Consider the following 25320-nt stretch of genomic DNA (forward strand, 5'->3'; position numbering starts at 1 on the left):
ACCGCGGTCAGCGCGGCCGGGGGAGCTGGGTCAGCTCCTCCCGGTCGGGCAGGCCCTCCCAGTCGCCCTCCACCGACAGCGCCAGCGCCCGGCATGCCGCCGCCGTGCGCACGCGCCGCTCCGGCGGCGCCTCGGTGAGGAAGTCCGCGAGGTAGCCGGCCACGAACGCGTCGTCCGCGCCGTCGGAGTCGATGGCGCGGATAGGGTAGGACGGGACGTCGTAGCGTGATCCGTGCAGCTCGGCGACCGCGCCTCGCGGCCCGAGCCGCACGACCACCTCCTCGGGACCCAGCGACGACAGGCTCGACGCCAATTCCTCCGGAGTTCCGTCGAACCCGAGCAGCCGGGCCTCGTCGTCGCGCGCGAACACGATGTCGGCCCTCGTCACCAGATCCAGCAGGGTCTCGCGCGCGTCCTGCGGCGACCACAGCGCCTGCCGGTAGCCGAGATCGAACGACACCGGAACGTCCTCGTCGTTGGCCACCTCGACCGCGGCCAGCACCGCCTTCGCCGCCGTGCCGGAGAGCGCGGGCGTGATGCCGGTCAGGTGCAGCACACCCGCCGCGGCGATCCGGTCCTCGCACACGTCCTCGGGGCACAACCGCGAACCCGCGCTGCCGTGCCGGTAGTAGGCCACGCGCGGAGAGTCCCGCGAGCGGAAGTCCTTGAGCGCCAGGCCTGTCGGCGCCTCGTGGTCGGTGACGGCCGCCGACGTGTCGACGCCCTCCTCGCGCAGACGAGCCAGCACGAGCGCACCCGGCTCGTCGGCGCCGACCCTGCCCGCCCAGGCGGCCTCGACGCCGAGCCTGGCCACCCCGATGGCGACCGTGGACTCCGAACCAGCGAGCCCGACGTCGACGGTGCTCGCGTGCCGCAGCTTGCCCTCGGCGGTGCCGAACGCGGCGAGCGTCTCGCCGAAGGTCAGCAGACCGGGCACCGTCACGAAGCGACCCGCGGGCTTCCGGCGATCTCGACGCCGGCGGCCTTCAGCTCGACGACAGCGTTATCCACTGTGGACTGTGAGACGCCCGCGGTGAGGTCGGCGAGCACCCTCACCGCGAAGCCCTCCTTCGCCGCGTCGAGCGCCGTCGCCCGCACACAGTGATCGGCCGCGATGCCCACGACCTCCACCGTGGCCACGGCCCGCTGCCGCAACCAGTCGGTCAGCAGCTCGCCGTGCTCGCTGCTGCCTTCGAAGCCGGAGTAGCCGTCGCTGTAGTGCCCCTTGGAGAACACCGCGGTGATCGGGCCGACGTCGAGGTGCGGGTGGAAGCCCGCGCCCGCCGTGCCCGCCACGCAGTGCCGGGGCCACGAACGCACGAAGTCGGGCTCGTCGCTGAAGTGCCCTCCGGGATCGATGTGGTAGTCCCTCGTGGCCACCACGTGCGCGTAGCCGTGCTCGCGCACGTGCCGCGAGATCGCCTCCGCCACGGCGGCGCCGCCGCTCACCGCGAGCGCGCCGCCCTCGCAGAAGTCGTTCTGCACGTCCACCACGATCAGCGCGGTCGTCATGCCGGTCTCCTCCTAGGTGAAGGTCGTCGGGATGGCCGGGTCGCCGCCGGAGAGCTTGAGTCCCTCCCACGGCAGGCTGACCAGCGCGCGCCGCAGCCGTTGCCTTCCGTCCTCAAGGGTGGGCAGATCGTCCACCGGTTGTCCAGCACGCATCAGTGGGACGATCAGCTCGCGGTCGTACTGGCCGGGCTCCGGCGCCCGCGTGGCCGGGTAGACGACCTCCTCCAGCGCCGTCCCCGTGGGCTTGTACCTGCGCAGCGCGGACTTGCGGCCCCCGCGGGAAGCCTTGTGCTCACTGCGTTTCGCCACCGGCTTGCCGTCGACCTCGACCAGCTTGTAGACCATTCCCGCCGTCGGGGCGCCCGAACCGGTCACCACCGACGTTCCCACCCCGTACGCGTCGACGGGCTCGGCGCGCAGCGCGGCGATGGCGTGCTCGTCGAGGTCGCCGGACACCACGATCCGGGTGTCCTTGGCTCCGAGTGAGTCCAGCTGTTCCCTCGCCTTGCGGGCGAGTACGCCCACGTCACCGGAGTCGATGCGGATGGCGCCGAGCTCCGAACCCGCCACCCGTACGGCGGTCTCGATGCCCGCGGTGATGTCGTAGGTGTCCACGAGCAACGTCGTGTCCACGCCCATCTTCTCGATCTGCGCGCGAAACGCCGCCTCTTCGGTGTCGTGCAGCAGCATGAACGCGTGCGCGACGGTGCCGCGCGTCGGAATCCCGTAGCGGCGCCCGGCCTCCAGGTTCGACGTCGTGGCGAAGCCGGCGAGGTACGCGGCGCGCGCGGCCGCGACGGCGGCCAGTTCGTGGGTGCGCCGCCCGCCCATCTCGATGATCGGCCTGCCGTGCGCCGCGCCCGACATCCGCGCCGCCGCCGAGGCCACGGCGCTGTCGTGGTTCAGGATCGACAGCGCGAGCGTCTCCAGCACCACGCACTCGGCGAACGAGCCGCGCACGGTGAGGATCGGCGAACCGGGGAAGTACAGCTCGCCCTCCGGGTAGCCGTCGACCTCGCCCGAGAACTCGTAGTCCGCGAGCCACGCGAGCGTGTCGTCATCCACCACCGCGGTGGCCTCCAACTGGGCGATCTCCGCGTCGGTGAACCGGAAGTCCGCGATCGCGTCGATGACCCTGGCCGTACCGGCGATGACGCCGTACCTGCGGCCGGAGGGGAGCCTGCGGGCGAAGACCTCGAACACGCAGTCCCGTTTGCCCGTGCCGTCGGCGAGGGCACTGCCCAGCATGGTCAGTTCGTAGTGGTCGGTCAGCAGCGCAGTGCTGGTGCCGGTCTGTTCGGCCATACGGGAAGACTATTCACCCGAACGGCCAGACCGGTGCCGCACCGCCCCTTCGAGGCGTGACAACATGGAGCCATGACCACGCCTGTCGAGGCCGAAGAGACACTCGGAGCTGACTCCGGTGCCGCGGGCAGACCGTGGCAGACCGTCGTCTGGAACGACCCCGTCAACCTGATGTCGTACGTGACGTACGTTTTCCAGAAGCTATTCGGGTACAGCAGGGATCACGCCACCAAGCTCATGCTCGACGTGCACCACAAGGGAAAAGCCACGGTGACCTCCGGCGCCAAGGAAAAGGTCGAGGGCGACGTCGCGAAGCTCCACGCGGCAGGCCTCTGGGCCACGATGGAGCAGCCGTGAGGGGCTGGCGCCGCAAGGGCGGCAAGGTGCTCGCCGGCTTCGAACAGCAGGAAGCCGCAGTGCTGCGCGGACTGGTCAGCCAGGTGGACGACATGCTGCGCGCCCGTGCGGAGGAGGCGCCGCAGGACGAGCTGGCCGAGCTCACCGGCATCAAGACGGGCCCGTCGGAGAGCCCGAACGACCCGGTGCTGTCGCGGCTGCTGCCCGACTTCCACAAGCTCGACCCCGACAACCCTTCGACGGAGGACCTCGACTCGGTCGCCGCGCTGCGCTCGCTGCACGAGCCCGAGGTGCTCGACGCCAAGGTCGGCGTCGCCGCGGTCGTCATGGACACCCTGCCGCCCGACGGCGGCGACATCCGGCTGACCTACGAACAGGCCGACGCCTGGCTCTCGGCGCTCAACGACGTCCGGCTCGCGCTGGGCACCGCGCTCGACATCAACGACGAGATGCCGGACGAGCTGCCCGAAGAGGACCCCAGGGCACCGCACCTCGGCGTCTACCACTGGCTGACGTGGGTGCAGGAGAGCCTCGTCCAGGCGCTCACCGAGTGAACCCCGGCGGCGCCATCACGGACGTGCCCGGCGTGCTCGTCGGGCACCACCAGCGCGTCGGCGACGGCTGGGCCACCGGCACCACGGTGGTACTGGCGCCCGACGAGGCCGTGGCCGCCGTCGACCAGCGGGGCGGCGCGCCCGGAACGCGCGAGACCAACCTGCTCGAACCCGAGAACCTCGTCCAGCGCGTCAACGCCGTGTGCCTGTCCGGCGGCAGCGCCTATGGCCTCGCGGCCGCCGACGGTGTCACTCGCTGGCTCGGTGAGCGTGGACGTGGCTTCCCGGTGGGTACCGAGCCGCACCAGGTCGTGCCGATCGTGCCCGGAGCGGTGATCTTCGACCTGCCGCGCGGCGACTGGGGCAACCGGCCCGACGCCTCGTTCGGCTACGCCGCGTGCGAGGCCGCCGCAGGTGGAGCCGTCGCGCAGGGCACCGTCGGAGCGGGGGCCGGCGCGCAGGTCGGCTCGCTCAAGGGCGGTGTCGGCACGGCGAGCGAGGTCGTCGACGGGTTCGTCGTCGGCGCGCTCGCGGTGGTGAACGCCTCCGGCGAGGCCGTGCGGCTGGACACGGGGGAGCCGTTCGCGGCGGACCACGAGACCGGCGGCGAGTTCGGCATCGCGCGCTGGCCGGGGCGGCCCGGTGACGTCGCTTCGGCGGCGAAGGACCTCAACACGACCATCGGTGTGGTCGCGGTGGACGCCGCGCTGTCGAAGGCGGAGTGCCGCAGGCTCGCGGTCGCGGGCCAGGACGGCCTGGCGCGGGCGGTGCGGCCTGCGCACACGATGTTCGACGGCGACACCGTGTTCGCGCTGGCCACGGGCAAGCGGGAGGTGCCGAGCGCGCCGGGGCGGATCGGCGAGGCAAGCCGCATGGTGGCGCTCGACGCGCTGTGCGCCGCGGCGGCGAGGGTCTTCGCCAGGGCGATGGTGCACGGCCTGCTCGCGGCGACCGCGGTCCCTGGCCTCCCGGCGTACCGGGACGTCTGGCCGGAAACCCACCCGGCCTGACGCGGCCGGGCCCCGCAAGCCCCGCGCCCCGGCCCGCGAGTCCCCCGCTCGGGCGTGCGAGTTGCCCGCTCGGGCGTGCGAGTTGCCCGCTCGGGCGTGCGAGTCCCCCGCTCAAGCTCGCGAGTCCCCCGCTCAAGCTCGCGAGTCCCCCGTTCAGTCGGGTGAGCCCCGCAGACCGGTGAGGCCGGTGACGCCGAAAGCCCCGCTCCGGCTCGCGTGTCGTGCACTGCCGACCGTGAGTCGTGCGCTCCGGCGCGTGGGTTGTGCGCTCCAGACCGCGAGTGGTGCAGTCAGCGGCACGGCAGGCGCCGGGCGCCGGGTGGCTGCGATCCGTCGACTCGGGTTGGAGCTGGCGCACGCGGTGCGCGACCTCCCGTCGCTTCAGCGCTTACCCAGCGGGCCATTCGACACCCGGAGCGGGGAACTCGTGGTCCCGGACGGGGGACTCGCGCGCAGGAGCGGGGGACTCGCGGGCTCTGGCGCCGGCTCTCGGGGTTGGCGTGGGGCGTCTCACGGTGTGAACGGCCGGGGCTCAGCCCGTAAGATGACGACCGTGCTTCGGATCCGCCGTGACCTCGTGGACGCGATCGTCGCGCACGCCCGCCGGGACCACCCCGACGAGGCGTGTGGCGTGATCGCCGGTCCCGACGACGGCAGCGACCGCCCCGAACGGTTCATCCCGATGGTGAACGCGGCTCGCTCGCCGACGTTCTACGAGTTCGACTCGGGCGACCTGCTCAAGCTGTACCGCGAGATGGACGCCAACGACGAGACACCCGTCGTGATCTATCACTCGCACACAGCGACCGAGGCGTACCCCTCGCGCACGGACATCAAGCTGGCCCAGGAGCCATTCGCGCACTACGTGCTCGTGTCCACCAGGGACGCCGACGAGCACGAGTTCCGTTCCTACCGCATCGTCGACGGGGTCGTCACGGAGGAGCCGGTCGAGGTCGTCGAGTCGTACATGTTCGCCAACACCGGTAGCGACGACTTACCCGACGCCTAGCTCACAGGCGGGAATTTCCCCGTCACCGTGAACGTCAGTCCTGTCATAACCACTTGCGGAGGTAACCCATGGCCGTGACCGTGTCCATCCCGACCATCCTGCGTACGCACACCGGCGGCGAGAAGTCCGTCGAGGCGTCCGGCAAGACGGTGCTCGAGCTGATCGACGACATCGAGGCCAAGCACGGCGGCCTGAAGGCTCGCCTGGTCAAGGACGAGAAGCTGCACCGTTTCGTCAACGTCTACGTCAACGACGAGGACGTGCGCTTCTCGGGCGGGCTCGAGGCCGAGGTCAAGGACGGCGACACCGTGACGATCCTTCCCGCGGTCGCCGGCGGCGCGCGCTGACCATGGCTCGTTACGAGTCACTGCTCGACGCGCTCGGCGGCACCCCGCTGGTGGGGTTGCCGAGGCTGTCCCCGTCGGACGACGTCCGGCTGTGGGCCAAGCTCGAGGACCGCAATCCCACCGGCTCGATCAAGGACCGGCCCGCGCTGGCCATGATCGAGGCCGCCGAGCGGGACGGGTTGCTGCGCCGGGGCTCCACCATCCTGGAGCCGACCTCGGGCAACACGGGAATCTCGCTGGCCATGGCCGCCAAGCTCAAGGGCTACGGTCTGGTCTGCGTGATGCCGGAGAACACGTCGGCGGAGCGCAAGCAGCTGCTGCAGGCCTACGGCGCGCGCATCGTGTACTCGCCCGCCGCGGGTGGCTCCAACGAGGCCGTTCGCCGCGCGAAGGAGCTGGCCAAGACCAACCCGGACTGGGTCATGCTCTACCAGTACGGCAACCCGGCCAACGCCGACGCGCACTACTCGGGCACCGGTCCTGAGCTGCTCAAGGACCTGCCGACCCTGACGCACTTCGTCGGCGGGCTTGGCACCACCGGCACGCTGGTGGGCGTCGGCCGGTACATGCGCGAGCACAAGCCGGACGTGCAGATCGTCGCGGCGGAGCCGCGCTACGGCGAGCTGGTCTACGGCCTGCGCAACCTCGACGAGGGGTTCGTGCCCGAGCTCTACGACCCCGACGTGCTGTCCGGCCGCTACTCGGTGGGCGCCTACGACGCGTTGCGACGCACGCGTGAGCTGCTGGAGAACGAGGGCATCTTCGCCGGGATCTCCACCGGCGCCGTGCTGCACGCGGCGATGGGCATCGCCGAGAAGGCGCTGGCCAAGGGCGAGAAGGCCGATGTCGCGTTCGTGGTCGCCGACGCCGGGTGGAAGTACCTCTCCACCGGCGCCTACAGCGGGTCGCTCGACGAGGCCGCCGAGCGACTCGACGGTCAGCTCTGGGCCTGAGCCGCCAGGTGTGCCTCGTGCTGGGCGACAACCGTTCGCCACAGCCGGGCGCGCTCCTCGGCGCTGAACCCCGCTGGCGAGATCCCGAAGAGGTCGGACACCGCCGACCACCACTCCCGTTCGGTCTCCAGCAGGGTCTTGCCCGGTTCGGGCACCCTGCTGAGCGTGAGCGCGCGCAGAATGTCGACGCCGCGCTTGTCCCGCCGCTGCATGGTGCAGGTCCGCACGAACCCTGATTCGGGTGAGGTGGACAGCTTCTCGTGGTTGTTCGCGAAGTCGCTCATCGCGGCGGGCTCCGGCGCGAAGTCCATGGTGACGAAGCTGCCCGTCGGGTCGTGGGCCATGCTCCAGCCGCCGGGCGCGATCTCGGAGGGCCGGAGTCCGTACTCGAAGGGCCCCTGCCGGTAGGTGCCCGCGCGCAGCGGCAGCGGCGCGTGCAGCCCGTCGCCGAGGCCGACGTCGACGAACCACGCCGTCTCGGGGTCGCCAGGCAGGCCCTCGACGGTCAGCGCGAGGTGGTTCAGCGAGATCTCCGGCGTGTCCTCGGCCGTCATCTGCGTGCCGCCGCGATGGAGGGTGACCTGGTAGCCGAGTGCCTGCAGCAGCGCGGAGAAGGCGCCGTTGAGGTGGAAGCAGTAGCCGCCCCTGCCGGAGATGATGCGGCGCGCCGACTCGGCGGGGTCGAGCGAGGTGACCCGGCCCAGCTGGATCTCCAGCGTCTCGTACGGCACGCACTCGACGTGTGCGATGTGCAGCCGGCGTAGCGCGCCCGCGCTGGGCGGCTCGGGGTCGAGGAAGCCAAGTCGGGAGAGGTAGGCGGACACGTCGAACTCGGTCACGAGCAGAACCTATCGGCTCCCGCGCCAGCCTCGCCGCAGCTTTTCACGCTGTGGGAGCGACGACGGCCTGTCGCCGGTGGCGCGGGAACACCGAGCAGGTGTCGCCGACATCGTCCGCTGCCGCTGTTCAGGGGCGTCCTACCCGCCAATCCGGCCGTGGACCGCGGTGGTGGCCGTCCGGACGAACCGGACATGCGCGCGGCTCGTCCGGGTGAGGCGGATCTCAGGGTTTTCCACCGAGGTCGCCCACGCGAATCGGACGTAGCCTGACAAGGTGAGCACGCAGCCGCAGCCCATGACTTCCGGACAGGGCACGCAGAAGAAGCCGGGCGCCCGCATCCTGCCGCCCAAGCCACTGGCGGCAGGCATCGTCGCGCTGTCGTTCACGGCGTTGCTGTATCTGGTCGAGCTGCTCGACGTGATACTGCCCGCCGACCTCGACGGTGGAGGGATCAGGGCGCGCTCGCTGTCCGGTCTCGACGGCGTCGCGTGGGCGCCGTTGCTGCACGACGGCTGGAGCCATCTGTTCGCCAACACGGTTCCGGTGCTCGTGTTCGCGTTCCTGGCGATGGCGGGCGGCATCGGGCAGTGGATCGCCGTGACGGCCACGATCTGGATCGTCGGCGGGCTCGGGGTGTGGCTCACGGCTCCGCCGAACGTCGTCACGGTGGGCGCGTCGGGTCTCGCGTTCGGCTGGCTCGCGTTCCTGCTGGTGCGAGGTCTGTTCAACCGCAGTTTCGGGCAGTTGGCCGTCGCCGCGGTGCTGTTGTTCGTCTGGGGCGGGATGTTGTGGGGCGTGCTGCCCGGCAACCCGGGAATCTCCTGGCAGGGACACCTCTTCGGTGCACTCGGCGGTGTGCTGGCCGCGTGGGTCGTCGCCAAGTCCGACCGCTCCCGCGCGGGCAAGTCGAAGGGGACGCAGGGACCCACAGGTACTCTCGGCGTGTGAGTCACGCCGAGGCCCCGATCGGGATCTTCGATTCCGGCGTCGGCGGGTTGACCGTCGCTCGCGCCATCGCCGACCAGCTGCCCGGCGAGAGCCTGCGCTACCTCGGAGACACCCGCCACGCCCCGTACGGCCCACTGCCCATCGCCCGAGCGCGTGAACTCGCGCTGGCCGCGCTGGACGGGCTCGTCGCCGACGGCGTCAAGGCGCTGGTGATCGCGTGCAACACGGCGTCGGCCGCGTGCCTGCGTGACGCGCGCGAGCGCTACGACATCCCGGTGATCGAGGTCGTGCTGCCCGCGGTGCGCAGGGCGGCCGCGGCCACGCACACCGGGCACATCGGACTGATCGGCACCGAGGGCACGGTGCGTTCGCGTGCCTACGACGACGCTTTCGCCGCGGCGAAGGGGATCCGGCTCTCGAGCGTGGCGTGCCCGCGTTTCGTCGACTTCGTCGAGCGCGGCGTCACCTCGGGCAGGCAGGTGCTCGGCCTCGCTCAGGGCTACCTCGCGCCGCTGGCCAGGGCCGATGTGGACACGCTGATCCTCGGCTGCACGCACTACCCGCTGCTCACCGGCGTCCTGCAGATCGTGATGGGTCCCGACGTGACACTGGTGTCGAGTGCGGAGGAGACGGCGAAGGACGTCGTGCGCGTGCTCACCGAGCTGGATCTGCTCGCGGAGCACGAACAGCCTCGCCACGAGTTCATCGCGACGGGCCCCGCTGAGCCGTTCGCGAAGCTGGCCGCCCGGTTCATGGGGTTTCGGCCGGGAGTGCTCGCCGCCACGTGACCCTGGGCGTGCCGCGTCCCCGCGTGGCAGGGTGGCGGTCGTGCGACTGACCATCCTGGGCTGTTCCGGCAGCATCCCCGGCCCGGACGCGGCCGCCTCGGGCTACCTGGTGGAGGCCGAGGGCTTCGTGCTCGGGCTGGAGCTCGGCAACGGCACGCTCGCGCGGATGCAGACGGTGCGCGACCCGTTCGAGCTCGGCGCTCTGGTCCTGTCACACCTGCACCCCGATCACTGCGCGGACTTCAGCGCGCTCACCGTGCTGCGCCGCTACCACCCGGCGCCGCCCCACGACGTCACCGCGCAGCGGCTCGCGGTCTACGCCCCGGTGGAGGCGCCCGCGAGGCTGGCCAACGCCTACGCCCCGCACGAACAGGAGCGCAGGAACACCGACCTCACCGACGTCTTCGACTTCCACCCCCTGTCCACCGCGCCGGTGCGCATCGGCCCGTTCGAGGTGACGGCGTTGCCGGTGGAGCACCCGACCACGGCGTTCGGCCTGCGGATCTCCCACGGTGGCACCACCCTCGCCTACACGGGCGACACCGGGCCGTGCGAGGCGCTCGGCGCGCTGGCCGCCGACGCCGACGTGCTGCTGTCGGAGGCGTCGTGGACCGACTCGCCCGACCGGCCGGTGGGCCTGCACCTGTCCGGCAGGCAGGCGGGTCGGCTGGCCGCCGGTGCCGGGGCGACGCGGCTGTTGCTCACCCACGTCGCGCCGTGGAGCGATGCCGCCGCGATCCTCGCCGAGGCCCGCGAGGAGTTCGCGGGGCCGGCCGAGCTCGTCGAGCAGGGCGCGACCTACGACGTGTGAGCCCTGGCCGCCGCCAGGTAGTCCGGCGCCAGGTGGATCGCGTAGGCGTGCAGCAGCAGGAGGCCGCTGACCGGCCCGCCCGCGAGGTCGAACTCGGCGAGATCGAGCGCCAGGTCGGCTCCCTTGCGGGCTGGCACCGGGTTGGTCACGTCGGTGAACCAGTCGACGAACGTGAGCTGCACCGTCTCGCCGGGCCGCACGCCGGGGGAGACCACGTCGAGCAGGGCGGGGCGCGTGCGCAACGCCCACCGGTAGAACTCGGAGTAGGCGAAGAAGCGCTGCTCCACGGCCGACGGCGCGATGCCGTTCACCTGCTCGGCCACGAACACGCCGTGATCGGTCGCCGCCTGTTCGGCCTCGCTCCACGCGCGGTCGTGGGCCGACCTGCTCTCGAGCTCGCCGTCGCGCAGCCGCTGCAGGTAGCTCGCCCACGACAGCGAGCCGGGGTTGCCGAAGGTGTCGGTGCCGCGGCCGGAGGCGATCGCGATCCCGCGCTCGATGCCCTCGAGGATGCCGGCGTCGACGTAGGACACCCACGTGCCGGAGGCGCCCATCTCGTGCGCGGCGAAGAAGGCGATGATCCCCTCGATGTTGCCCCACCTGGGCGCGTGGCCTCCGACGATGTCCGCCGCGGGCCCCTCCGACATCGCGCGCAGGAACTCCAGCCGATCGGGCATGGTCATGGCGTCGATCTCGGCGAGCGAACAGTCCAGTGTGGTCGCGCAGCCGAGCGGGTCACGGGACTGGGCGGAGGCCGAGGGAGCGGCCACGGACGTCAGCAGGGTCAGCACGAGGGCGACGGTGCCCACGACGGCGGCGCGCATGCGACGGCACGTTAGCACTAGGCTCTGCCCTCGTGGTGCGAAAAGACGGCAGGAACGACGACCAGCTCCGCGAGGTTCGGATCACCCGCGGTTTCCAGCAGTGGCCGGCAGGCTCGGTGCTCATCGAGTTCGGCGGCACCAGGGTGCTGTGCGCGGCCAGCGTCACCGAGGGTGTGCCGCGATGGCGGGCGGGCTCGGGTCTCGGCTGGGTCACCGCCGAGTACTCGATGCTGCCCTCAGCGACGCACACGCGCAGTGACCGCGAGTCCGTCAAGGGGCGGGTCGGCGGCCGCACCCACGAGATCAGCAGGCTCGTCGGCCGCTCGCTGCGTTCGTGCATCGACCTCTCGGCGCTGGGTGAGAACACGATCCAGCTCGACTGCGACGTGATCCAGGCCGACGGGGGCACCCGCACGGCCGCCATCACAGGCGCCTACGTGGCGCTGGCCGACGCCATCACCTGGCTCGGCGCGGCCGGCAGGCTCGCCGACCCCAAGCCGCTGTCGGCCGCCGTGTCGGCCGTGAGCGTCGGCGTGGTCGACGGCAGGGTGCGCCTCGACCTGCCCTACGAGGAGGACTCGCGCGCCGAGGTGGACATGAACGTCGTGGCCACCGACGTGGGCACGCTCATCGAGGTGCAGGGCACCGGTGAGGGGGCTACGTTCACACGGTCCACTCTGGACAAGATGATGGACCTCGCCCTCGGCGGTTGCGCCGAGCTGGCGCGCAAGCAGGCCGAGGCCCTCGCGGCGCCGTACCCGGGTGAACTGCCCGAGCCCACGCCCGGCAAGAAATCGAAGGGCTCCAAGTGAGCACGAGGCTCCTGCTCGCGACGCGCAACGGCAAGAAACTGGAGGAGCTCCGCCGGATTCTGCTCAAACGCGGACTCGGGGAGATCGAGGTGCTCGGCCTGTCCGATGTGGACGAGTTCCCCGAGGCGCCGGAGACGGCGGCGACGTTCGAGGAGAACGCGCTGGCCAAGGCTCACGACGCGGCCATGGCCACCGGCCTGCCCGCGGTGGCCGACGACTCCGGCCTCTCGGTCGACGCGCTGAACGGGATGCCCGGCGTGCTGTCGGCCCGCTGGGCGGGCGAGCACGGCGCCGACGAGGCGAACCTGCGGCTGGTGCTCGCGCAGCTGCGCGACACCCCCGACGAGCGCAGGGGCGCCGCGTTCGTGTGCGCCGCCGCGCTCGTGGTACCCGACCGCGAGGAGGCGGTGGTGCGCGGCGAGTGGCGCGGCACGATCATCCGCGAACCCCGTGGCGCCAACGGTTTCGGCTACGACCCGATCTTCGTGCCCGAGGGCGAGCAGCGGACGTCGGCGGAGCTGGCCCCGGCGGAGAAGGACTCCACCTCCCACCGGGGCCGCGCACTGCGCGCGCTACTGCCGCACGTGCGGAACCTGACTCAGGTCTGAGCCCGCGCGCCGGGTCACGAAGCCAGGTTCAGGTCCCTCATGAGCTTGGCGACGTGGCCCGTCGCGCGCACGTTGTAGAGCGCCTTGACGATCGTGCCCTCGGGGTCGATGACGAACGTCGAGCGGATGACTCCCTGCACGACGCGGCCGTAGTTCTTCTTCTCCCCGAACGCGCCCCACTCGGTGAGCACCGTCTTCTCGGGGTCCGACAGCAGCGGGAAGGTCAGCTCCTCATTGCCCACGAACGTGGCGAGCTTCTCCTGCTTGTCGGGGGAGACGCCGAGCACCTGGTAACCGGCGTCGTTCAGCTCGGCGAGGTTGTCCCTGAAGTCGCACGCCTGCTTGGTGCACCCCGGGGTGCTCGCGGCGGGGTAGAAGTACACGACGACCGACCTGCCCCGGAAGTCCGACAGCGAGACCTTGTTGCCCTCGCTGTCGGGGAGGGTGAAGTCAGGTGCCTGGTCGCCGGTGGCAAGCCGCTTCTGCTCGGTCATGGCGAAAGCGTATCCGGCGAGGCGGCTCACCTACACGGAGCCGCCGTACACGGCCCTGGTCGGTGTGGAGGTGTCGGGCCGCACGTTCAGGTGCACCGTCGAGGGCTGGTCGGGCACGACGAACGCGATCTGCAGCCGCACGATCTCGCCGGGCGGGATGTCGCGGTCGGCGTCGGCGATTCCGGTGTAACCCTGCGTCGGGTCCACCACCTGCTTGGTGGGCCGCTCGCTCGCGAGTGCGCTGACCGACAGGCTGGAGAGCCGGTAGGGCTGGCCGGTCTCGTTGTAGACCACGACCCCGAACGCGGCGGCGCGCCCGGCCCTGGGATAGGCCGAGTCGCTCGGCCGGAAGATTTTCGGCCCGGACACCGTCACCACGAGACCGGACTCGAAGCGGAAGTCGGTGCCGAAGCCGACGACGGACCGGTCGGCGTCCGACGCGTCCCTGCGCTCGATCACGGGCGCTGCGGAGGTGACCGGGTCCGAGTCGTGCCCCGCCGCGGGCGCGGCGCAGGAGGTTGCCACGAACAGTGCGCACAGGGCCAGCACGGGCCTCGGCTTTCGCACGACTGCCGCTCCTCCTGCTCCGATCGCGGTGGGCAATTACTCCGTTCGGCGGCGGTAGAACGCCGCCCAGATCCACTCTGACGATGAGCCGGGCCTGCTGCCACTGGGATCGCGGGGTTGAGGCGGAGCTGGTGTAAGGCCGTGTCCTGGCCGTGACCGATGCTGCACCGCCAGTGAGCGCGATCACGCTCAGCGCGGCCTCAGGCGGCCAGGGCGAAGAAGAGGATGAACATCGCGAGCCCGGCGAGCCAGGCCACCATCAGCCAGCCCCAGTCCCGCCACGGGTCGACGACGCGGTTGTCCTCGCCGGGGACGTAGACGCCGCGCATTTCGAACCAGTCGGCCCAGCGGCCGGGCCAGCGCAACGGGTTGCGCTCCGACATCCAGCCACCTCCGCCCGCGCTCGCGTCCCGTGTCCCGGGCGCTACTCCACGTATATCGTGCCTGACGAGACTGTCAAGGCGACATATCAATCGGACATTCATCGTTCACCGGACGATGCGCGGGGTTCTAGGCTTTTCTCGCTTCGCACTACGAGTCCGTATGACAACCAGGGCGGGACTGGCCCCGTCCTCCGGGCAGCCCTGCCCGGTTGGTGTCGCCGGTCTGCCGCCCATCATTCTCGGATGACGGGAGCTCCAGTATGCGAACGTCGATCTTGTGGCGGGCCGCCGTCTGTCTCAGCGTGACGGCCTTGGTGGCGACCGCCTGCAGCAGCGGCGACGGCGACGGCGGGGAGGGCGGCGGAGACGGAGGCGGGGGCACTCTCAAACTCGGCTACGTCCTCCCGGAGACGGGGCAGCTCGCCTACCTCGGGCCGCCGCAGATCCAGGCGGCCAAATTCGCGGTCAGCAACATCAACAAGGCCGGTGGGGTGCTCGGGCAGGACATCCCCGAGCTCACCGGCTCCGACGAGGGCGGCCAGGAGGCCGTGGCGGTGCAGTCGGCCGACCGGGTGCTCTCGGCGGACGTGGACGCGGTCATCGGGGCGGCGGCGTCGGGTATGTCGCTGGCCATCGTCGACAACATCACCGGTTCCGGTGTGGTCCAGTGCTCGGGCTCCAACACGGCGCCCACGTTCACCGACTACGAGGACGGTGGTTTCTACTTCCGCACGGCGCCGAGCGACTCACTCCAGGGGCCGGTGCTGTCCAAGGTGATCAGGGAGGACGGACACAACCGTGTCGCCATGATCGCCCGCGCCGACGACTACGGGCGAGGGCTGATGCAGTCCACGAAGCAGGAGCTGGAGTCCGCGGGAGCGCGGGTGGTGCTCGACGAGACCTACGATCCCGAGGCCACCAACTTCCAGCAGCTCGTGCAGCAGGTCCGCAACTCCAACCCCGACGCGGTCGCCGTGATCGCGTTCGAGGAGGGCACGCAGATCCTGCAGTCCATGATCGAGTCGGGCGTCGGCCCGAGGCAGGTCGGGGTCTACGGTGCGGACGGTCTGCGCAGCGAAGAGCTGGCCACCCTGGTGTCGCCGGACGACCCCGCGGTGATCAACGGGATGAAGGGCACGGCGCCCGCGTCGGCGGAGAACCAGCAGTTCGTGTCGCAGCTCAAGCAGTTCGCGCCCGATCTGACGGAGCTGCAGTTCGCGCCTCAGGTGTACGACTGCGTGAACACCATCGCGCTGGCCGCCGAGCAGGCGAACTCCACCGATCCCGCCGACTTCGCGCCCGAGATGAACGGCGTGACCAAGGACGGCGAGAAGTGCACGTCGTTCCAGCAGTGCAAGAACCTGATCGACCAGGGTTCGAACATCGACTACGACGGCGTGAGCGGGCCCCTCGACTTCATCGAACAGGGTGAACCGGGGCAGGCGACGATCGAGGTCTACACCTACGACCAGACCGGAACGCTGAAAACCGTGCGCACCGAGGTGAGCAAGGGCTCGGGCTGACGCGCACTCCCCACATGCGGTGAAGGGCACCTTTACTGCGTTCAACGCGGTAAAGGTGCCCTTCACCGCAGTCGGCTCAGCGGGCGCGGGCTCAGCGGGCGCGGGCCAGGGTGCCCAGGTAAAGCTCGATCACCTTGTCGTCGTGCAGGAGTTCTGTGCCCGTGCCCGTGTAGGCGTTGCCGCCCTGGTCGAGCACGTAGCCGCGGTGGCAGATCTGCAGGCACCGGCGCGCGTTCTGTTCCACCATCAGGATCGCCACGCCCGAGGCGTTGATCTCCTTGACGCGCTCGAACACCTGGTCCTGGAAGCGCGGGGACAGCCCGGCCGAGGGCTCGTCGAGCAACAGCACCTCGGGCTCCATCATCAGCGCCCGCCCCATGCCGAGCATCTGCCGTTCCCCGCCCGACATCGAGTTGGCCTTCTGGGCCCTGCGCTGTGCCAGCACCGGGAACAGTTCCTCCACCGTCGCCACCCGGCGCGAGAACTCCTTGGGCCGCAGGTACGTGCCCATCCGCAGGTTCTCCTCGACGGTCAGCGTCGGGAACACGTTCTGCCGCTGCGGCACGTAGCCGATGCCGCGCGAGACCAGCGTGTGCGCGGGCAGGTTGGTGACGTCCTTGCCCTTGAACGTCACCATTCCCGACCGGATGCGCAGCAGCCCGAAGATGGCCTTCACCAGCGTCGACTTGCCGGCCCCATTGGGTCCGATCACGCCGACCAGCTCGCGGGGCCCGAGCAGCAGCCCGCAGCCGCACAGCACGTCGACCCCGGGCACGTATCCCGCGAACACCCGCTCGGCCACCAGCAACGCCTGTTCGTCCTGCTCACTCATGGTCGGGCTCCGTTCCCGGTTCGTCGTGCTGCTTTCCCAGGTAGGCGTCGATCACGGCCGGGTTTTTCGCGACGGCGTGCGGCGGCCCCTCCGCCACCACCTCGCCCTCGGCCATGCACACCACCCAGTCGCTGATGCCCATCACCACGTCCATGTCGTGCTCGACGAAGCACACGGTCATGCCCTCGTCGCGCAGATCGGTGATGTGCGAGAGCAGCGACTGCGTCAGCGCTGGGTTCACGCCCGCCATCGGCTCGTCGAGCATCACCATCGTCGGCCGCACCATCAGTGCCCTCGCCATCTCGAGCAGCTTGCGCTGGCCGCCGGAGAGCGTTCCCGCGTACTCGTCGCGCATGCGCGAAAGGCGGAACCGGTCGAGCAGCTCGTCGGCGCGCCGCTTGATCTCGCGTTCCTGCCGCAGCCACACCGGCGGCAGCAGCGCGAGGCCGAGCCGCTCACCGCGTTGTCCGTTGGCGGCGAGCAGCATGTTCTCCAGCACCGAGAGCCTGCTGAGCGTCTTGGTGAGCTGGAACGTGCGCACGAGTCCCCTGCGGGCGACGCGGTGGGCGGAGCGGCCCGTCACCGGCGCGCCGTCGAAGGTCCAGCTGCCGGAGTCGGCGCGGTCGAAGCCGCTCACGACGTTGAACAGCGTGCTCTTGCCGGCACCGTTGGGGCCGATCAGCGCGGTGATCGCGCCGCGCTCGATCTCCAGGTGCTCGACGTGCACGGCGACGAGCCCGCCGAAAGCCCTGGTGACGCCGTCGACGACGAGGAGCGGGTCGGGCTTGGCCACCCCTGGTTCGAAGCTGAGTTTCGCGAGTTCAGCGCGCATCGAGCAGCATCTCCTTCCTGCTGCCGAGCAGGCCCTGTGGCCGGAAGATCATGAGCAGCATCAGGCCGAGCCCCACGAGCGCGAAGCGCACGGCCCCCACCTCGGGCGCGCTGATGACGTCCGGCGAGATGTAGCCCGCTGCGATCGCCTCGCGCAGCGCGCTGTCGAAGAACGTGAGCAGCGCCCAGAACAGGATCGAACCCACGATCGGACCGAACACTCGTCCCGCGCCGCCCAGCACGAGGATCGTGTACAGGAAGAACGTCACCACCGGGTCGTAGCTGTCGGGGTTCACCGACTGGTTCTGGATGGCGAGCATCATCCCCGCCATCGAGCCGAGCACACCGCCCAGCACCAGGCTCTGCATCTTGTACGCGTAGACGCTCTTGCCGAGGCTGCGCACGGCGTCCTCGTCCTCCCGGATCGACCGGATCACCCGGCCCCACGGGCTGTGCACGAGCAACGCGATCAGCGCGGTGGCCAGCAGCACCACGGCCCACGCGACACTGAGCGCCCACAGGTCGCGCGAGGTGAAGCGGACCAGCCAGAACCCGTAGGTGTCGCGGGGGATCGGGCTGATGTCGTAGAACTCGGTGGCGAAGCGCTGGAGGCCGAACACGCCGCCGGTCACCGGCTCCGCCCAGCTCGAGCGGTAGAACAGGCGCAGGATCTCGCCCGCCGCGATGGTGGCGATGGCGAGATACTCCGCGCGCAGTCTCAAGGTGGGCAGGCCGAGCAGCAGCGCCAGCAACACCGACGAACCGAGTCCGATGAGGACACCTACCCACAGCGGAAGCCCGTACGTCGAAACGGAGGCTGCGACGCCGTAGGCGCCGACGAGCATGAACGCGACCTGGCCGAAGTTGAGCAGCCCGGTGTAGCCGAAATGCAGGTTGAGGCCGATGGCGGCCAGCGCGTACACGGCCGCGACCGGGCCGATGCCCGAGCGGATCGCGTCCGAGAGGATGACTGACCAGTCCATTGTGCACCGCCTAGCCCACGCGTTCCCGCTGGCCGAGGATGCCCTGCGGGCGGATCAACAGAACGACGATCAGCGCGAGCAGCGCCCACGCGTTCTGCAGGTCGACCGGGAACCACAGGCTCGACATCTGCGCGACGATGCCGATCACGAAGCTGCCCACCATCGCGCCGTATGCCGAGCCGAGGCCGCCCAGGATGATGCCGGCGAACATCAGCAACAGCAGCCGGAATCCCATGTCCCACGTGATGATCTCGGTGAGCCCGAAGAACACCCCGCCCAGCGCGGCCAGCCCGCCGCCGAGCATCCACACCACGAGCACGACGCGGTCGACGTCGATGCCGGAGGCCTCCGCGAGGTCGGGGTTGCTCGACAGCGCGCGGATCGCGGTGCCGATGCGGGTGCGCTGCAGCATGAACGCGACGCCGAGCAACACCAGCACCGACAGCACCACGATGATCAGGTCGCGGGGCGTGATGCCGACGGGGCCGAGGTCGAGCGCCTGCTGGATGTCGTACTCGCGGTAGGACTGCGGCCGGGTCCCGAAGAACACGAGCACGACGTGGCGCAACAGCAGGGAGAGCCCGATGGTGATGATGAACAGGTTGATGAGGCCGGTGCCGCGGTTGCGCAACGGTCGCCAGAGTCCTCGCTCGATCAGGCCCCCGAGCAGCGCGCCGATGACGATCGCCACGATGGCGGAGGGGATCAGGTGCCAGCCGGGTCCCCCGGCCCCCACGTTGAGAAAGAAGGCCATGACCGCGCCGATGGTCACCAGTTCACCATGCGCGAAATTGATGAGATGAGTGGTGCCGAAAATCAGCGAAAGACCCACCGCGGTGATGGCGATAATGGCGCCGAACTGAATTCCGTCGACCAGCGCCTGCAGGGCACGATCTAGAAAGCCCGGACCCTGAGGAACCGCGTCGCCCTGGGTCAAAGCTGTTGCGAGCACGAACGGAACACGCACAGTCACCTCACGTGCGGGCTCGAACTTGGGACGCTCAGTGTATTCGCGCGGCCCGCGAAAAGAACATCGCCGTGCGCGATTGTTACGAGTCCCATGATCGGGAGCGTCCCAGGGTTCTGGTCCGTTTGTCTGGGTAGGTGAGCCGTTCGGCCGAATTTCGAGAAGGTGATCTGCGATGGACGAGCAGACCCGGGTGATGGTGGCGGCGCTGGCGGAGCTGAGCGAGGACCTTCCCGGTGCGATCGATGCGCTGCGCCGTGGCGCGCTCCCGGTGCCGGGGCAGCACCGGTTCGCCGCATTGCTGATCGAGCTGGGTGACAAGCTCGACGATCACGCGGATGGCCAGGCCAGAGCGGGAAACGGCAGTCCAGGCGGCCCAGGGCCGAGTTTCGGCGAGGCCGCCCCGCGCGACCGCGGCGACCGCTGAGCGGGACCGGGGCCGCGTGGCGGAGGATGGCGGCCATGACCGACCTCGACGCCGACGCCGTGATCGCGAAACTGGGGCTGGCCCCGTTGCCCGTCGAGGGCGGGCTCTTCGTCCAGACGTGGCGCAGTGACGACGATCCCGTGCCCGCGGGCACGGCGACCTACGCCGCGTTCACCGCCGACCCCGACTCGTTCTCGGCCATGCACCGCCTCGCCGTGGATGAGCTCTGGCACTTCTACGCCGGCGATCCCGTGGATCTGCTGATCCTGCACCCCGACGGCACGCACTCGACGCCGAGGCTTGGCTCCGATGTGCTCGGTGCCGAACGGCCTCAGCTCACGGTTCCCGCGAACCACTGGTTCGGGGCCGCGTTGGCCCCCGGTGGCACGTTCGCGCTCTTCGGCAACACACTGGCCCCCGGGTTCCACAGTGGACTGTACGAGGGCGGGGGGCGGGACACGCTAATGGCGGGCTGGCCCTCGGCCGCGCGGCGCATCACCGAACTCACCCGGCCCGGCGCCGCGCTGGAGCTGCCGCCGGGGCTGTGACTCAGTCCCGCTTGCTCTCGATCAACACGGCGAGGCCGTCGAGCACGCGGGCCAGACCGAACTCGAAGGCGCGCTCCGGGTCCGACGCGGCGCCGTACTCGGCCCCCGCCTCGGCTCCCACGACGGCGGCGGTCGGGTACCTCTCCGCGTCGAAGACCGTGTCCAGCAGCGGGGCGAACTCCTCCCACCACTGGTCGTCGGTCGTCCCGGTCTGTTCCCTGGCCTGCGCCGCCTCGACCGCGTTGCGCGCGGCGCCGTTGACGTAGTCGGCGACGAGCGTGACCACGAGGTCCATCTCGAGGTGGCTCAGCCCGATGCCGTCGACGGCGCGCAGGTCGTAGTCGTACTTGGCGACGATGTTGGGGCCGAGCACCGGCCTGCTGGCCGACACCTGGAGCAGCCACGGGTGCCGGAGGCTGAGTTCCCAGTTGGCGCGCGCGATGCGTTCGAGGCGGGCCCGCCAGTCGCCGTCGTGCTCGGGCAGCTCGACGGTGCCGACCACGCGGTCGACGAGTACGTCGATCAGCTCCGCCTTGCTCGGCACGTACCCGTAGAGCGACATCGCCGTGACGCCGAGCTCCGAGGCCACCCTGCGCATCGACAGGGCGGCGAGCCCGTCGGCGTCGGCGATGGCGATCGCGGTCCGCGCGACGTCGTCGATCGTGAACCGGGGCTTGGGTCCGCGCCGGGGTTTGTCCTGGATGCCCCAGAGCAGCTCGAGGCTGCGTTTCGGGTCCCCACTGCCGCCGTAGACGGTCACGGTTGAAAACTCCATACGCCGTAGAGTATTGTCCCCGTTCCATTCATCGCTATACGCTGTATAGAGTTTCTGGAAGGGGCTTGCATGTCCTCCGTGGAACCGGCCGTCGTGGCCGAGAACCTGCGCAAACGATACGGCGAGACCGTAGCGCTCGACGGCTTCGACCTGACCGTGGCGCCCGGCGCCGTGCACGGTCTGCTCGGACCCAACGGCGCGGGTAAGACCACCGCCGTCCGTGTGCTCGCGACGCTGCTGAGGCCCGACTCCGGGCGGGCGAGCGTGGCGGGGTTCGACGTGGTCGCCCACGCCGAACAGGCCAGGTACCGGCTCGGACTCGTCGGCCAGCACGCCGCCGTCGACGAGATGCTGAGCGGCCGTCAGAACCTGGAGCTGTTCGGCAGGCTCTACCACCTCCGGCCCTCGGCGGCCCGTGCGCGGGCGGGCGAACTGCTCGAGCGGTTCCGGCTCGCCGACACCGGGAGCAAGCCGGTGAAGCAGTACTCCGGCGGGATGCGCCGACGCCTCGACCTCGCGGCCGGGCTCATACTCTCGCCGTATGTGCTGTTTCTCGACGAGCCGACCACGGGCCTCGATCCCCGGGCGCGCAACGAAGTGTGGGCCGCGGTGCGCGAGCTGACGGCGGCGGGCACCACTGTCGTGCTCACCACGCAGTATCTCGAGGAAGCCGATCAGCTCGCGGGCCGCATCTCGGTGATCGACCACGGCAGGGTGATCGCCGAGGGCGCACCGGAGGAGCTGAAACGCCGGATCGGCGCCGACCGCATCGACGTGGTCCTGCACCGCGATGCCGACCTGCCGACCGCGGCGGCCCTGCTCGCGGACATCGCGGGCGCGCAACCGGAGTCCGACCCCGATCGCAGGCTCGTCAGCGCGCCCGTGCGCGACCGGATGGCCGCGTTGAGCCGGCTGGTGCCCGCGCTGAGTTCGGCCGGGATCACGGCGGAGGACGTCGCACTGCGCAGACCCACCCTCGACGAGGTGTTCCTGCACCTCACCGGCGACCAGCAGGAGGTGGTGGCATGACCGCGCTGATCACCGCACCGCCGCGGACCCCGCTCGCCCGGCTGCGCTGGGCGCTCGCCGACGGCTGGACCGTCACGCGGCGCGACCTGACGCACTGGCGGAACCAGCCGCTGCAGCTGGTGGCGGGTCTGCTGTTCTCCGTGATGGTGCTGCTGATGTTCGGCTTTCTGTTCGGTGGAGCCATGTTCGTGCCGGGCGGAGGTGACTACCGCGAGTTCCTGGTGCCGGGCGTGCTCGCGCTGACGATGGTGTTCGGCGTGGAGACCACGTTCACGGCGATCAGCACCGACGCCGCCCGCGGCGTGACCGACCGGTTCCGTTCGCTGCCCATGGCGCCGTCGGCGGTAGTGCTCGGCCGGTGCACGGCAGACCTGCTCAGTGCCGTGCTGACGCTCGCCGCGCTCGTACTCGCGGGCCTGGCGATGGGCTGGCAGTGGCACAACGGCGTCGCGGGCGCGTTCGCCGCGTTCGCGCTGTTGTTGTTTCTGCGGCTGGCGATGTTGTGGCTCGGCATCTACCTCGGGCTCGTGCTGCGCAGCCCCGAGGCCGTGATGGCGTTGCAGATCCTCGTGTGGCCGCTGGGTTTCCTGTCGAGCGCGTTCGTCGCCCCCGCGACGATGCCGGGCTGGCTCGCCGCGGTGGCCGAGTGGAATCCGCTCTCGGCCACGGCCACCGCCATCAGGGAGCTGTTCGGCAACCCCGGCTGGGGAGGGCAGAGCTGGCCCTCGGAGCACCCGGTGCTGCTGGCCGTGCTGTGGCCACTGGCGCTGACCGCGGTGTTCTGCCCGCTCGCGATCCGCGGCTACCGCGAGCTGAGCCGCTGATCGTCGGGCAGCGTGTGCGCGATGGCCAGGGCAGCCGACTTCACCAGGGTGTCCCGGCCATCGCGTTGCCCGACGTCGGGGTAGTGCAGCGACAGCACCCCGAGAACGGTTCCGTCGCCGTCGCACAGCGGGTAGGACTGCACGGCCTGCGTGCCCGCGGCGAGTACGACCGCGCGGGTCATGTCGTCGGCGAAGACCGGGCTGGTGCTGACGTCGTCGACGAACACCGGTTCTCCGGTGGCCAGCGCCAGCCCGCAGGCTGACGGGGTCTTGGGCCCGACGACCGCGAAGTGGCCGAGGAACCCGGGCGGGAAACCGCGGTGCCGCACGAGATGCAGCTCCCCGGTCTGACGGTCGACGGTCTGCAGGTCGCAGGTTCCGGTCTCACCGATGCCCTGCGCCGCGAAGAGGATGGCGGTGTGCACGACGGCGGGGTCGGCCACGGCGAGAAAGTCCTCGGCAGCCAGCGTGCCGGGATCGGTGAACAGGCGATGGCGGAAGCGCCGGAGGATCATCCTGCGGCTGGCCCGCATCTCCGCGTCCACGAGTCCCTGGTGTGCGCGCCCGATCTGGTTCACCGGATCCGCTCGGCTCGCGGCCAGCGGTGCGGGCAGTCGGCTACCGGTGTCGTGTCGCTCCAGCGGCTCTGCCGCGCCCATGCGGCGAAGCTACCACCGCAACGCCGGTTCTGGCCCCCGTCATATTGTGGCGAGCTGCTGGGAGTACAGCAGGTTCGCGAGCGTGACGGCGCAGCTCAGAATGCAGAGCACGACGCCGATGCCGGCGACCGCCCTTCGGGTGCCGCACAGGGCGATCGCACCCAGCACGAGGCCCACGCCCGCGACGATCGCGGGCAGGGCGAGCAGGACCTGGATGGGCAGGCCGACGAGCTGCATGCTCACGAGGGCGACCACGCCCAGCAGATCGATGACGTACAACAACGGCCCGACACCGAGCGCCACGACGCCCAGCGCGAGTGAAGTCCAGGCCTGCCCGACGAACCGAGGCCCCAGCGGCGGGTCGGAAGACACCGCGGGCGAGGGCGACGCCTGCCCGTTCACGGTTGGTCCTTCGGGCGGTGGGAGCGCACCCACTGCCAGTACGCGAGGTCGCCGTCGTCGAAGAAGGAGACCAGTGGTGCGTCGTTCGAGGCGGCCGGGTCGATCGGCTCCTCGGGCTCGACGTCGGGTCGCTGGTCGCCGGGTCTGTCGGCCTCGGTGAGATCCACGGTGAAGTCCTTCTCGGGGAACTGGCAGAACTCCGAGAAGATCGATTACGCAGGCCGGACCGTCACACCTCGTGGGTGATCGAGACGCCGCTGTTACGAAGATCGACGTCCTGGCCCCCAGGGCGCGCGGCAAGGGGGCCGCGCGCGACGAAGCCGAGTGACAATAGTGGGCCCGGTGGGACTCGAACCCACACTGGCACGGACCTAAACCGTGTGCCTCTGCCAATTGGGCTACGGGCCCGACAGGATGAAGCCTAGCGGCATGCCCCGGCCGACCCCTCGGCGTGGCCTGTGGGGTGAGCGGCCTGCCGGTGATCTAGCCTGCTGACACAGCATGCTCGGCGAGGGAGGACACGTGGCTCGCGATCCGGAGACCATCGAACGCGACATCGAGAAGGCCAGGGAGGCCCTGGGCTCGACGCTCGACCAGCTCGGGACCAAGGCCAGCCCCAAGCGGCTCGCCGACTCCGCGCGCACGAGCGTGCGGGCGAAGCTCGACGAGCCGAAGGTGAAGTTCCCGCTGATCGGCGCCGGAGTGCTGATCGCGGTGCTGCTGGTGCGGAAGCTGGTCCGCTAGCTCAGCCGGTGGCGCTCGCGGAGCCTGCCGCGTTCGGCAGGCCGCTCGCGGGCGCACCGGCGGAGCGCCGCTTGTAGCGGCCGTCGGCCCCCCGCACCCGCGCCCCCTGCTCGACCGCGGGTTCCGGGCTCTTGCTGAGTTCCTTGCGCGGCACGGAGCGCTTCCCCTTGGACTCCTTGGCCTTGGTCGGCTTGGAGGCCGCGGCGGGCGCGTCCTCGGCGGCCGGCCTCTCGTCGGCCTTGGGCTGCTCTGCCTCGGCTGCCGGGGCTTCCGGCGTCGCCGGGGCCTCTGTGGCCGGAGTCTCCTCGACCGGAGCGGGCTCGGTCCTCGCCAGCCTCGCCGTCATGTAGGCCGAGGTGAATTCCAGTGCGCTGCCGTTGATCAGGTGGACCACTGTCGGGGTCGCACCTTCGGGTGCCAGTTTCTCGACCAGCTGGTCGGCCCTGTCACGGGCGGCGATGATGCCCGGGGCCCGGTCGTTGAGCTCCTTGCCGAGCCCGGCGACCGTGATCGCCCAGTTCTCGTTCTCCTGCACGTACCGTGCGGTGATCGCTTGCATCACCAGTCTCACCCCTCCTCGGCGGGTACGGCTTCACTAGTACAAGACCGTTTCGCCGTCGCCTCGTGACGCCAGTTCGTGAACAACCCGATCGG

Annotated in this window: 34 protein-coding genes and 1 tRNA gene; 17 read left to right on the top strand and 18 right to left on the bottom strand. The window is 70.5% G+C overall.

The genetic code is table 11. The features are described from left to right. Positions 1-7: 7 nt before the first annotated feature. Genes JHE00_RS16200 through JHE00_RS16210 form a run of 3 tightly spaced genes read right to left on the bottom strand, consistent with a single transcriptional unit; the run spans position 8 to position 2817 of the window. Positions 8-943 (bottom strand): sugar kinase, encoded by a 936-nt coding sequence (locus JHE00_RS16200; protein ID WP_200318880.1) that lies wholly within the window; start codon positions 941-943, stop codon positions 8-10. Continuing rightward, entirely contained in the window at positions 940-1512 is a 573-nt protein-coding gene (locus tag JHE00_RS16205; protein ID WP_200318881.1) for a nicotinamidase, read from the bottom strand. The genes JHE00_RS16200 and JHE00_RS16205 overlap by 4 nt, the downstream gene beginning before the upstream one ends. 12 nt (positions 1513-1524) lie before the next feature. Further along, positions 1525-2817: a nicotinate phosphoribosyltransferase gene (locus JHE00_RS16210; protein WP_200318882.1), complete on the bottom strand. Its 1293-nt coding sequence runs from the start codon at positions 2815-2817 to the stop codon at positions 1525-1527. 72 nt (positions 2818-2889) lie between these two features. Between JHE00_RS16210 and clpS the strand changes: the two genes are divergently transcribed. The 6 genes from clpS to JHE00_RS16240 all read left to right on the top strand — a co-directional run bounded on the left by clpS (position 2890) and on the right by JHE00_RS16240 (position 7047). Then, the gene (gene clpS, locus JHE00_RS16215; protein ID WP_200318883.1) at positions 2890-3174 is read left to right on the top strand and encodes an ATP-dependent Clp protease adapter ClpS; all 285 of its coding nucleotides are present in this window, start codon (positions 2890-2892) and stop codon (positions 3172-3174) included. Next, the gene (locus tag JHE00_RS16220; RefSeq protein WP_200318884.1) at positions 3171-3728 is read left to right on the top strand and encodes a DUF2017 domain-containing protein; all 558 of its coding nucleotides are present in this window, start codon (positions 3171-3173) and stop codon (positions 3726-3728) included. Before clpS ends, JHE00_RS16220 begins: the two co-directional genes overlap by 4 nt. Continuing rightward, positions 3725-4738 carry a P1 family peptidase gene (locus tag JHE00_RS16225; protein ID WP_307831963.1) on the top strand — a complete coding sequence of 338 codons (1014 nt, stop codon included), beginning with the start codon at positions 3725-3727 and terminating at the stop codon, positions 4736-4738. The genes JHE00_RS16220 and JHE00_RS16225 overlap by 4 nt, the downstream gene beginning before the upstream one ends. A 544-nt stretch (positions 4739-5282) precedes the next feature. After that, positions 5283-5747, top strand: coding sequence for a M67 family metallopeptidase (locus JHE00_RS16230; RefSeq protein WP_200318886.1), 465 nt, complete (start codon positions 5283-5285; stop codon positions 5745-5747). Between the two features lie 68 nt (positions 5748-5815). Continuing rightward, a complete protein-coding gene (locus JHE00_RS16235; RefSeq protein ID WP_200318887.1) occupies positions 5816-6094 on the top strand; it encodes a MoaD/ThiS family protein in 279 nt (92 codons plus the stop codon). A gap of 2 nt (positions 6095-6096) precedes the next feature. Continuing rightward, positions 6097-7047, top strand: coding sequence for a PLP-dependent cysteine synthase family protein (locus tag JHE00_RS16240; protein ID WP_200318888.1), 951 nt, complete (start codon positions 6097-6099; stop codon positions 7045-7047). On the opposite strand, the gene JHE00_RS16245 is transcribed toward JHE00_RS16240, so the two are convergent. Continuing rightward, positions 7032-7886 (bottom strand): arylamine N-acetyltransferase family protein, encoded by an 855-nt coding sequence (locus JHE00_RS16245; protein WP_200318889.1) that lies wholly within the window; start codon positions 7884-7886, stop codon positions 7032-7034. The genes JHE00_RS16240 and JHE00_RS16245 overlap by 16 nt on opposite strands. Before the next feature lie 295 nt (positions 7887-8181). Between JHE00_RS16245 and JHE00_RS16250 the strand changes: the two genes are divergently transcribed. From JHE00_RS16250 to JHE00_RS16260, 3 genes are read left to right on the top strand one after another with little or no spacing between them, the layout of a single operon-like run. After that, positions 8182-8835 (top strand): rhomboid family intramembrane serine protease, encoded by a 654-nt coding sequence (locus JHE00_RS16250; protein WP_200319346.1) that lies wholly within the window; start codon positions 8182-8184, stop codon positions 8833-8835. Next, the gene (gene murI / locus JHE00_RS16255) at positions 8832-9623 is read left to right on the top strand and encodes a glutamate racemase (protein WP_200318890.1); all 792 of its coding nucleotides are present in this window, start codon (positions 8832-8834) and stop codon (positions 9621-9623) included. The genes JHE00_RS16250 and murI overlap by 4 nt, the downstream gene beginning before the upstream one ends. A gap of 40 nt (positions 9624-9663) precedes the next feature. Further along, positions 9664-10434 (top strand): MBL fold metallo-hydrolase, encoded by a 771-nt coding sequence (locus JHE00_RS16260; RefSeq protein ID WP_200318891.1) that lies wholly within the window; start codon positions 9664-9666, stop codon positions 10432-10434. On the opposite strand, the gene JHE00_RS16265 is transcribed toward JHE00_RS16260, so the two are convergent. Beyond that, positions 10422-11258 (bottom strand): hypothetical protein, encoded by an 837-nt coding sequence (locus JHE00_RS16265; protein WP_200318892.1) that lies wholly within the window; start codon positions 11256-11258, stop codon positions 10422-10424. The two genes, JHE00_RS16260 and JHE00_RS16265, sit on opposite strands and share 13 nt — an antisense overlap. 32 nt (positions 11259-11290) lie before the next feature. Between JHE00_RS16265 and rph the strand changes: the two genes are divergently transcribed. Together rph and rdgB are read left to right on the top strand one after the other, a co-directional pair. Continuing rightward, positions 11291-12070 (top strand): ribonuclease PH, encoded by a 780-nt coding sequence (gene rph / locus JHE00_RS16270; protein WP_200318893.1) that lies wholly within the window; start codon positions 11291-11293, stop codon positions 12068-12070. Continuing rightward, on the top strand, positions 12067-12678 hold the full coding sequence (rdgB, locus tag JHE00_RS16275) for an RdgB/HAM1 family non-canonical purine NTP pyrophosphatase (protein ID WP_200318894.1): 612 nt from the start codon (positions 12067-12069) through the stop codon (positions 12676-12678). The genes rph and rdgB overlap by 4 nt, the downstream gene beginning before the upstream one ends. Positions 12679-12692: 14 nt before the next feature. Here rdgB and bcp read toward each other — a convergent pair whose 3' ends face one another. From bcp to JHE00_RS16290, 3 genes are all read right to left on the bottom strand, one after another. Then, positions 12693-13172, bottom strand: a complete 480-nt coding sequence (gene bcp / locus JHE00_RS16280; RefSeq protein WP_200318895.1) for a thioredoxin-dependent thiol peroxidase — start codon at positions 13170-13172, stop codon at positions 12693-12695. A gap of 30 nt (positions 13173-13202) precedes the next feature. Further along, on the bottom strand, positions 13203-13739 hold the full coding sequence (locus JHE00_RS16285; protein WP_200318896.1) for a hypothetical protein: 537 nt from the start codon (positions 13737-13739) through the stop codon (positions 13203-13205). A 200-nt stretch (positions 13740-13939) separates the two neighbouring features. Continuing rightward, complete coding sequence (locus tag JHE00_RS16290) at positions 13940-14122, bottom strand: hypothetical protein (RefSeq protein WP_200318897.1); 183 nt, start codon at positions 14120-14122, stop codon at positions 13940-13942. 260 nt (positions 14123-14382) lie between these two features. Between JHE00_RS16290 and JHE00_RS16295 the strand changes: the two genes are divergently transcribed. Further along, positions 14383-15645: an ABC transporter substrate-binding protein gene (locus JHE00_RS16295; protein WP_200318898.1), complete on the top strand. Its 1263-nt coding sequence runs from the start codon at positions 14383-14385 to the stop codon at positions 15643-15645. 91 nt (positions 15646-15736) lie between these two features. On the opposite strand, the gene JHE00_RS16300 is transcribed toward JHE00_RS16295, so the two are convergent. The 4 genes from JHE00_RS16300 to JHE00_RS16315 are packed head-to-tail and all read right to left on the bottom strand — an operon-like array spanning position 15737 to position 19264. Continuing rightward, positions 15737-16477 (bottom strand): ABC transporter ATP-binding protein, encoded by a 741-nt coding sequence (locus JHE00_RS16300; protein WP_200318899.1) that lies wholly within the window; start codon positions 16475-16477, stop codon positions 15737-15739. Continuing rightward, positions 16470-17309 carry an ABC transporter ATP-binding protein gene (locus JHE00_RS16305; protein ID WP_200318900.1) on the bottom strand — a complete coding sequence of 280 codons (840 nt, stop codon included), beginning with the start codon at positions 17307-17309 and terminating at the stop codon, positions 16470-16472. Before JHE00_RS16305 ends, JHE00_RS16300 begins: the two co-directional genes overlap by 8 nt. Then, the gene (locus tag JHE00_RS16310) at positions 17299-18291 is read right to left on the bottom strand and encodes a branched-chain amino acid ABC transporter permease (protein WP_200318901.1); all 993 of its coding nucleotides are present in this window, start codon (positions 18289-18291) and stop codon (positions 17299-17301) included. Before JHE00_RS16310 ends, JHE00_RS16305 begins: the two co-directional genes overlap by 11 nt. A gap of 10 nt (positions 18292-18301) precedes the next feature. Beyond that, positions 18302-19264: a branched-chain amino acid ABC transporter permease gene (locus JHE00_RS16315; RefSeq protein ID WP_200318902.1), complete on the bottom strand. Its 963-nt coding sequence runs from the start codon at positions 19262-19264 to the stop codon at positions 18302-18304. Positions 19265-19433: 169 nt separating this feature from the next. Here JHE00_RS16315 and JHE00_RS16320 point away from each other — a divergent pair, with 169 nt between their 5' ends. After that, positions 19434-19685: a hypothetical protein gene (locus JHE00_RS16320; protein WP_200318903.1), complete on the top strand. Its 252-nt coding sequence runs from the start codon at positions 19434-19436 to the stop codon at positions 19683-19685. Between the two features lie 35 nt (positions 19686-19720). Continuing rightward, on the top strand, positions 19721-20233 hold the full coding sequence (locus JHE00_RS16325; protein ID WP_200318904.1) for a cupin domain-containing protein: 513 nt from the start codon (positions 19721-19723) through the stop codon (positions 20231-20233). A 1-nt stretch (position 20234) separates the two neighbouring features. Here the strand turns inward: JHE00_RS16325 and JHE00_RS16330 are convergent, their stop codons facing one another. Further along, positions 20235-21008 (bottom strand): TetR/AcrR family transcriptional regulator, encoded by a 774-nt coding sequence (locus JHE00_RS16330; RefSeq protein ID WP_200318905.1) that lies wholly within the window; start codon positions 21006-21008, stop codon positions 20235-20237. A gap of 69 nt (positions 21009-21077) precedes the next feature. Between JHE00_RS16330 and JHE00_RS16335 the strand changes: the two genes are divergently transcribed. After that, positions 21078-22037, top strand: coding sequence for an ATP-binding cassette domain-containing protein (locus tag JHE00_RS16335; RefSeq protein ID WP_200318906.1), 960 nt, complete (start codon positions 21078-21080; stop codon positions 22035-22037). Beyond that, positions 22034-22861: an ABC transporter permease gene (locus JHE00_RS16340; RefSeq protein WP_200318907.1), complete on the top strand. Its 828-nt coding sequence runs from the start codon at positions 22034-22036 to the stop codon at positions 22859-22861. Before JHE00_RS16335 ends, JHE00_RS16340 begins: the two co-directional genes overlap by 4 nt. On the opposite strand, the gene JHE00_RS16345 is transcribed toward JHE00_RS16340, so the two are convergent. From JHE00_RS16345 to JHE00_RS16360, 4 genes are all read right to left on the bottom strand, one after another. Continuing rightward, positions 22840-23520 carry a GAF domain-containing protein gene (locus tag JHE00_RS16345; RefSeq protein ID WP_200318908.1) on the bottom strand — a complete coding sequence of 227 codons (681 nt, stop codon included), beginning with the start codon at positions 23518-23520 and terminating at the stop codon, positions 22840-22842. The genes JHE00_RS16340 and JHE00_RS16345 overlap by 22 nt on opposite strands. 39 nt (positions 23521-23559) lie before the next feature. Continuing rightward, positions 23560-23922 carry a hypothetical protein gene (locus tag JHE00_RS16350; protein WP_200318909.1) on the bottom strand — a complete coding sequence of 121 codons (363 nt, stop codon included), beginning with the start codon at positions 23920-23922 and terminating at the stop codon, positions 23560-23562. Beyond that, a complete protein-coding gene (locus JHE00_RS16355) occupies positions 23919-24089 on the bottom strand; it encodes a hypothetical protein (RefSeq protein ID WP_200318910.1) in 171 nt (56 codons plus the stop codon). The genes JHE00_RS16350 and JHE00_RS16355 overlap by 4 nt, the downstream gene beginning before the upstream one ends. A gap of 167 nt (positions 24090-24256) precedes the next feature. Continuing rightward, a tRNA-Leu gene (locus JHE00_RS16360) sits at positions 24257-24330 on the bottom strand. A 114-nt stretch (positions 24331-24444) separates the two neighbouring features. Here JHE00_RS16360 and JHE00_RS16365 point away from each other — a divergent pair. Further along, positions 24445-24666, top strand: coding sequence for a DUF3618 domain-containing protein (locus JHE00_RS16365; protein ID WP_200318911.1), 222 nt, complete (start codon positions 24445-24447; stop codon positions 24664-24666). Position 24667: 1 nt separating this feature from the next. On the opposite strand, the gene JHE00_RS16370 is transcribed toward JHE00_RS16365, so the two are convergent. Further along, positions 24668-25225 carry a hypothetical protein gene (locus JHE00_RS16370; protein ID WP_230424467.1) on the bottom strand — a complete coding sequence of 186 codons (558 nt, stop codon included), beginning with the start codon at positions 25223-25225 and terminating at the stop codon, positions 24668-24670. Between the last annotated feature and the right edge of the window lie 95 nt (positions 25226-25320).

The sequence above is a fragment of the Prauserella cavernicola genome (genome assembly GCF_016595675.1).
Lineage (GTDB): Bacteria > Actinomycetota > Actinomycetes > Mycobacteriales > Pseudonocardiaceae > Prauserella_A > Prauserella_A cavernicola.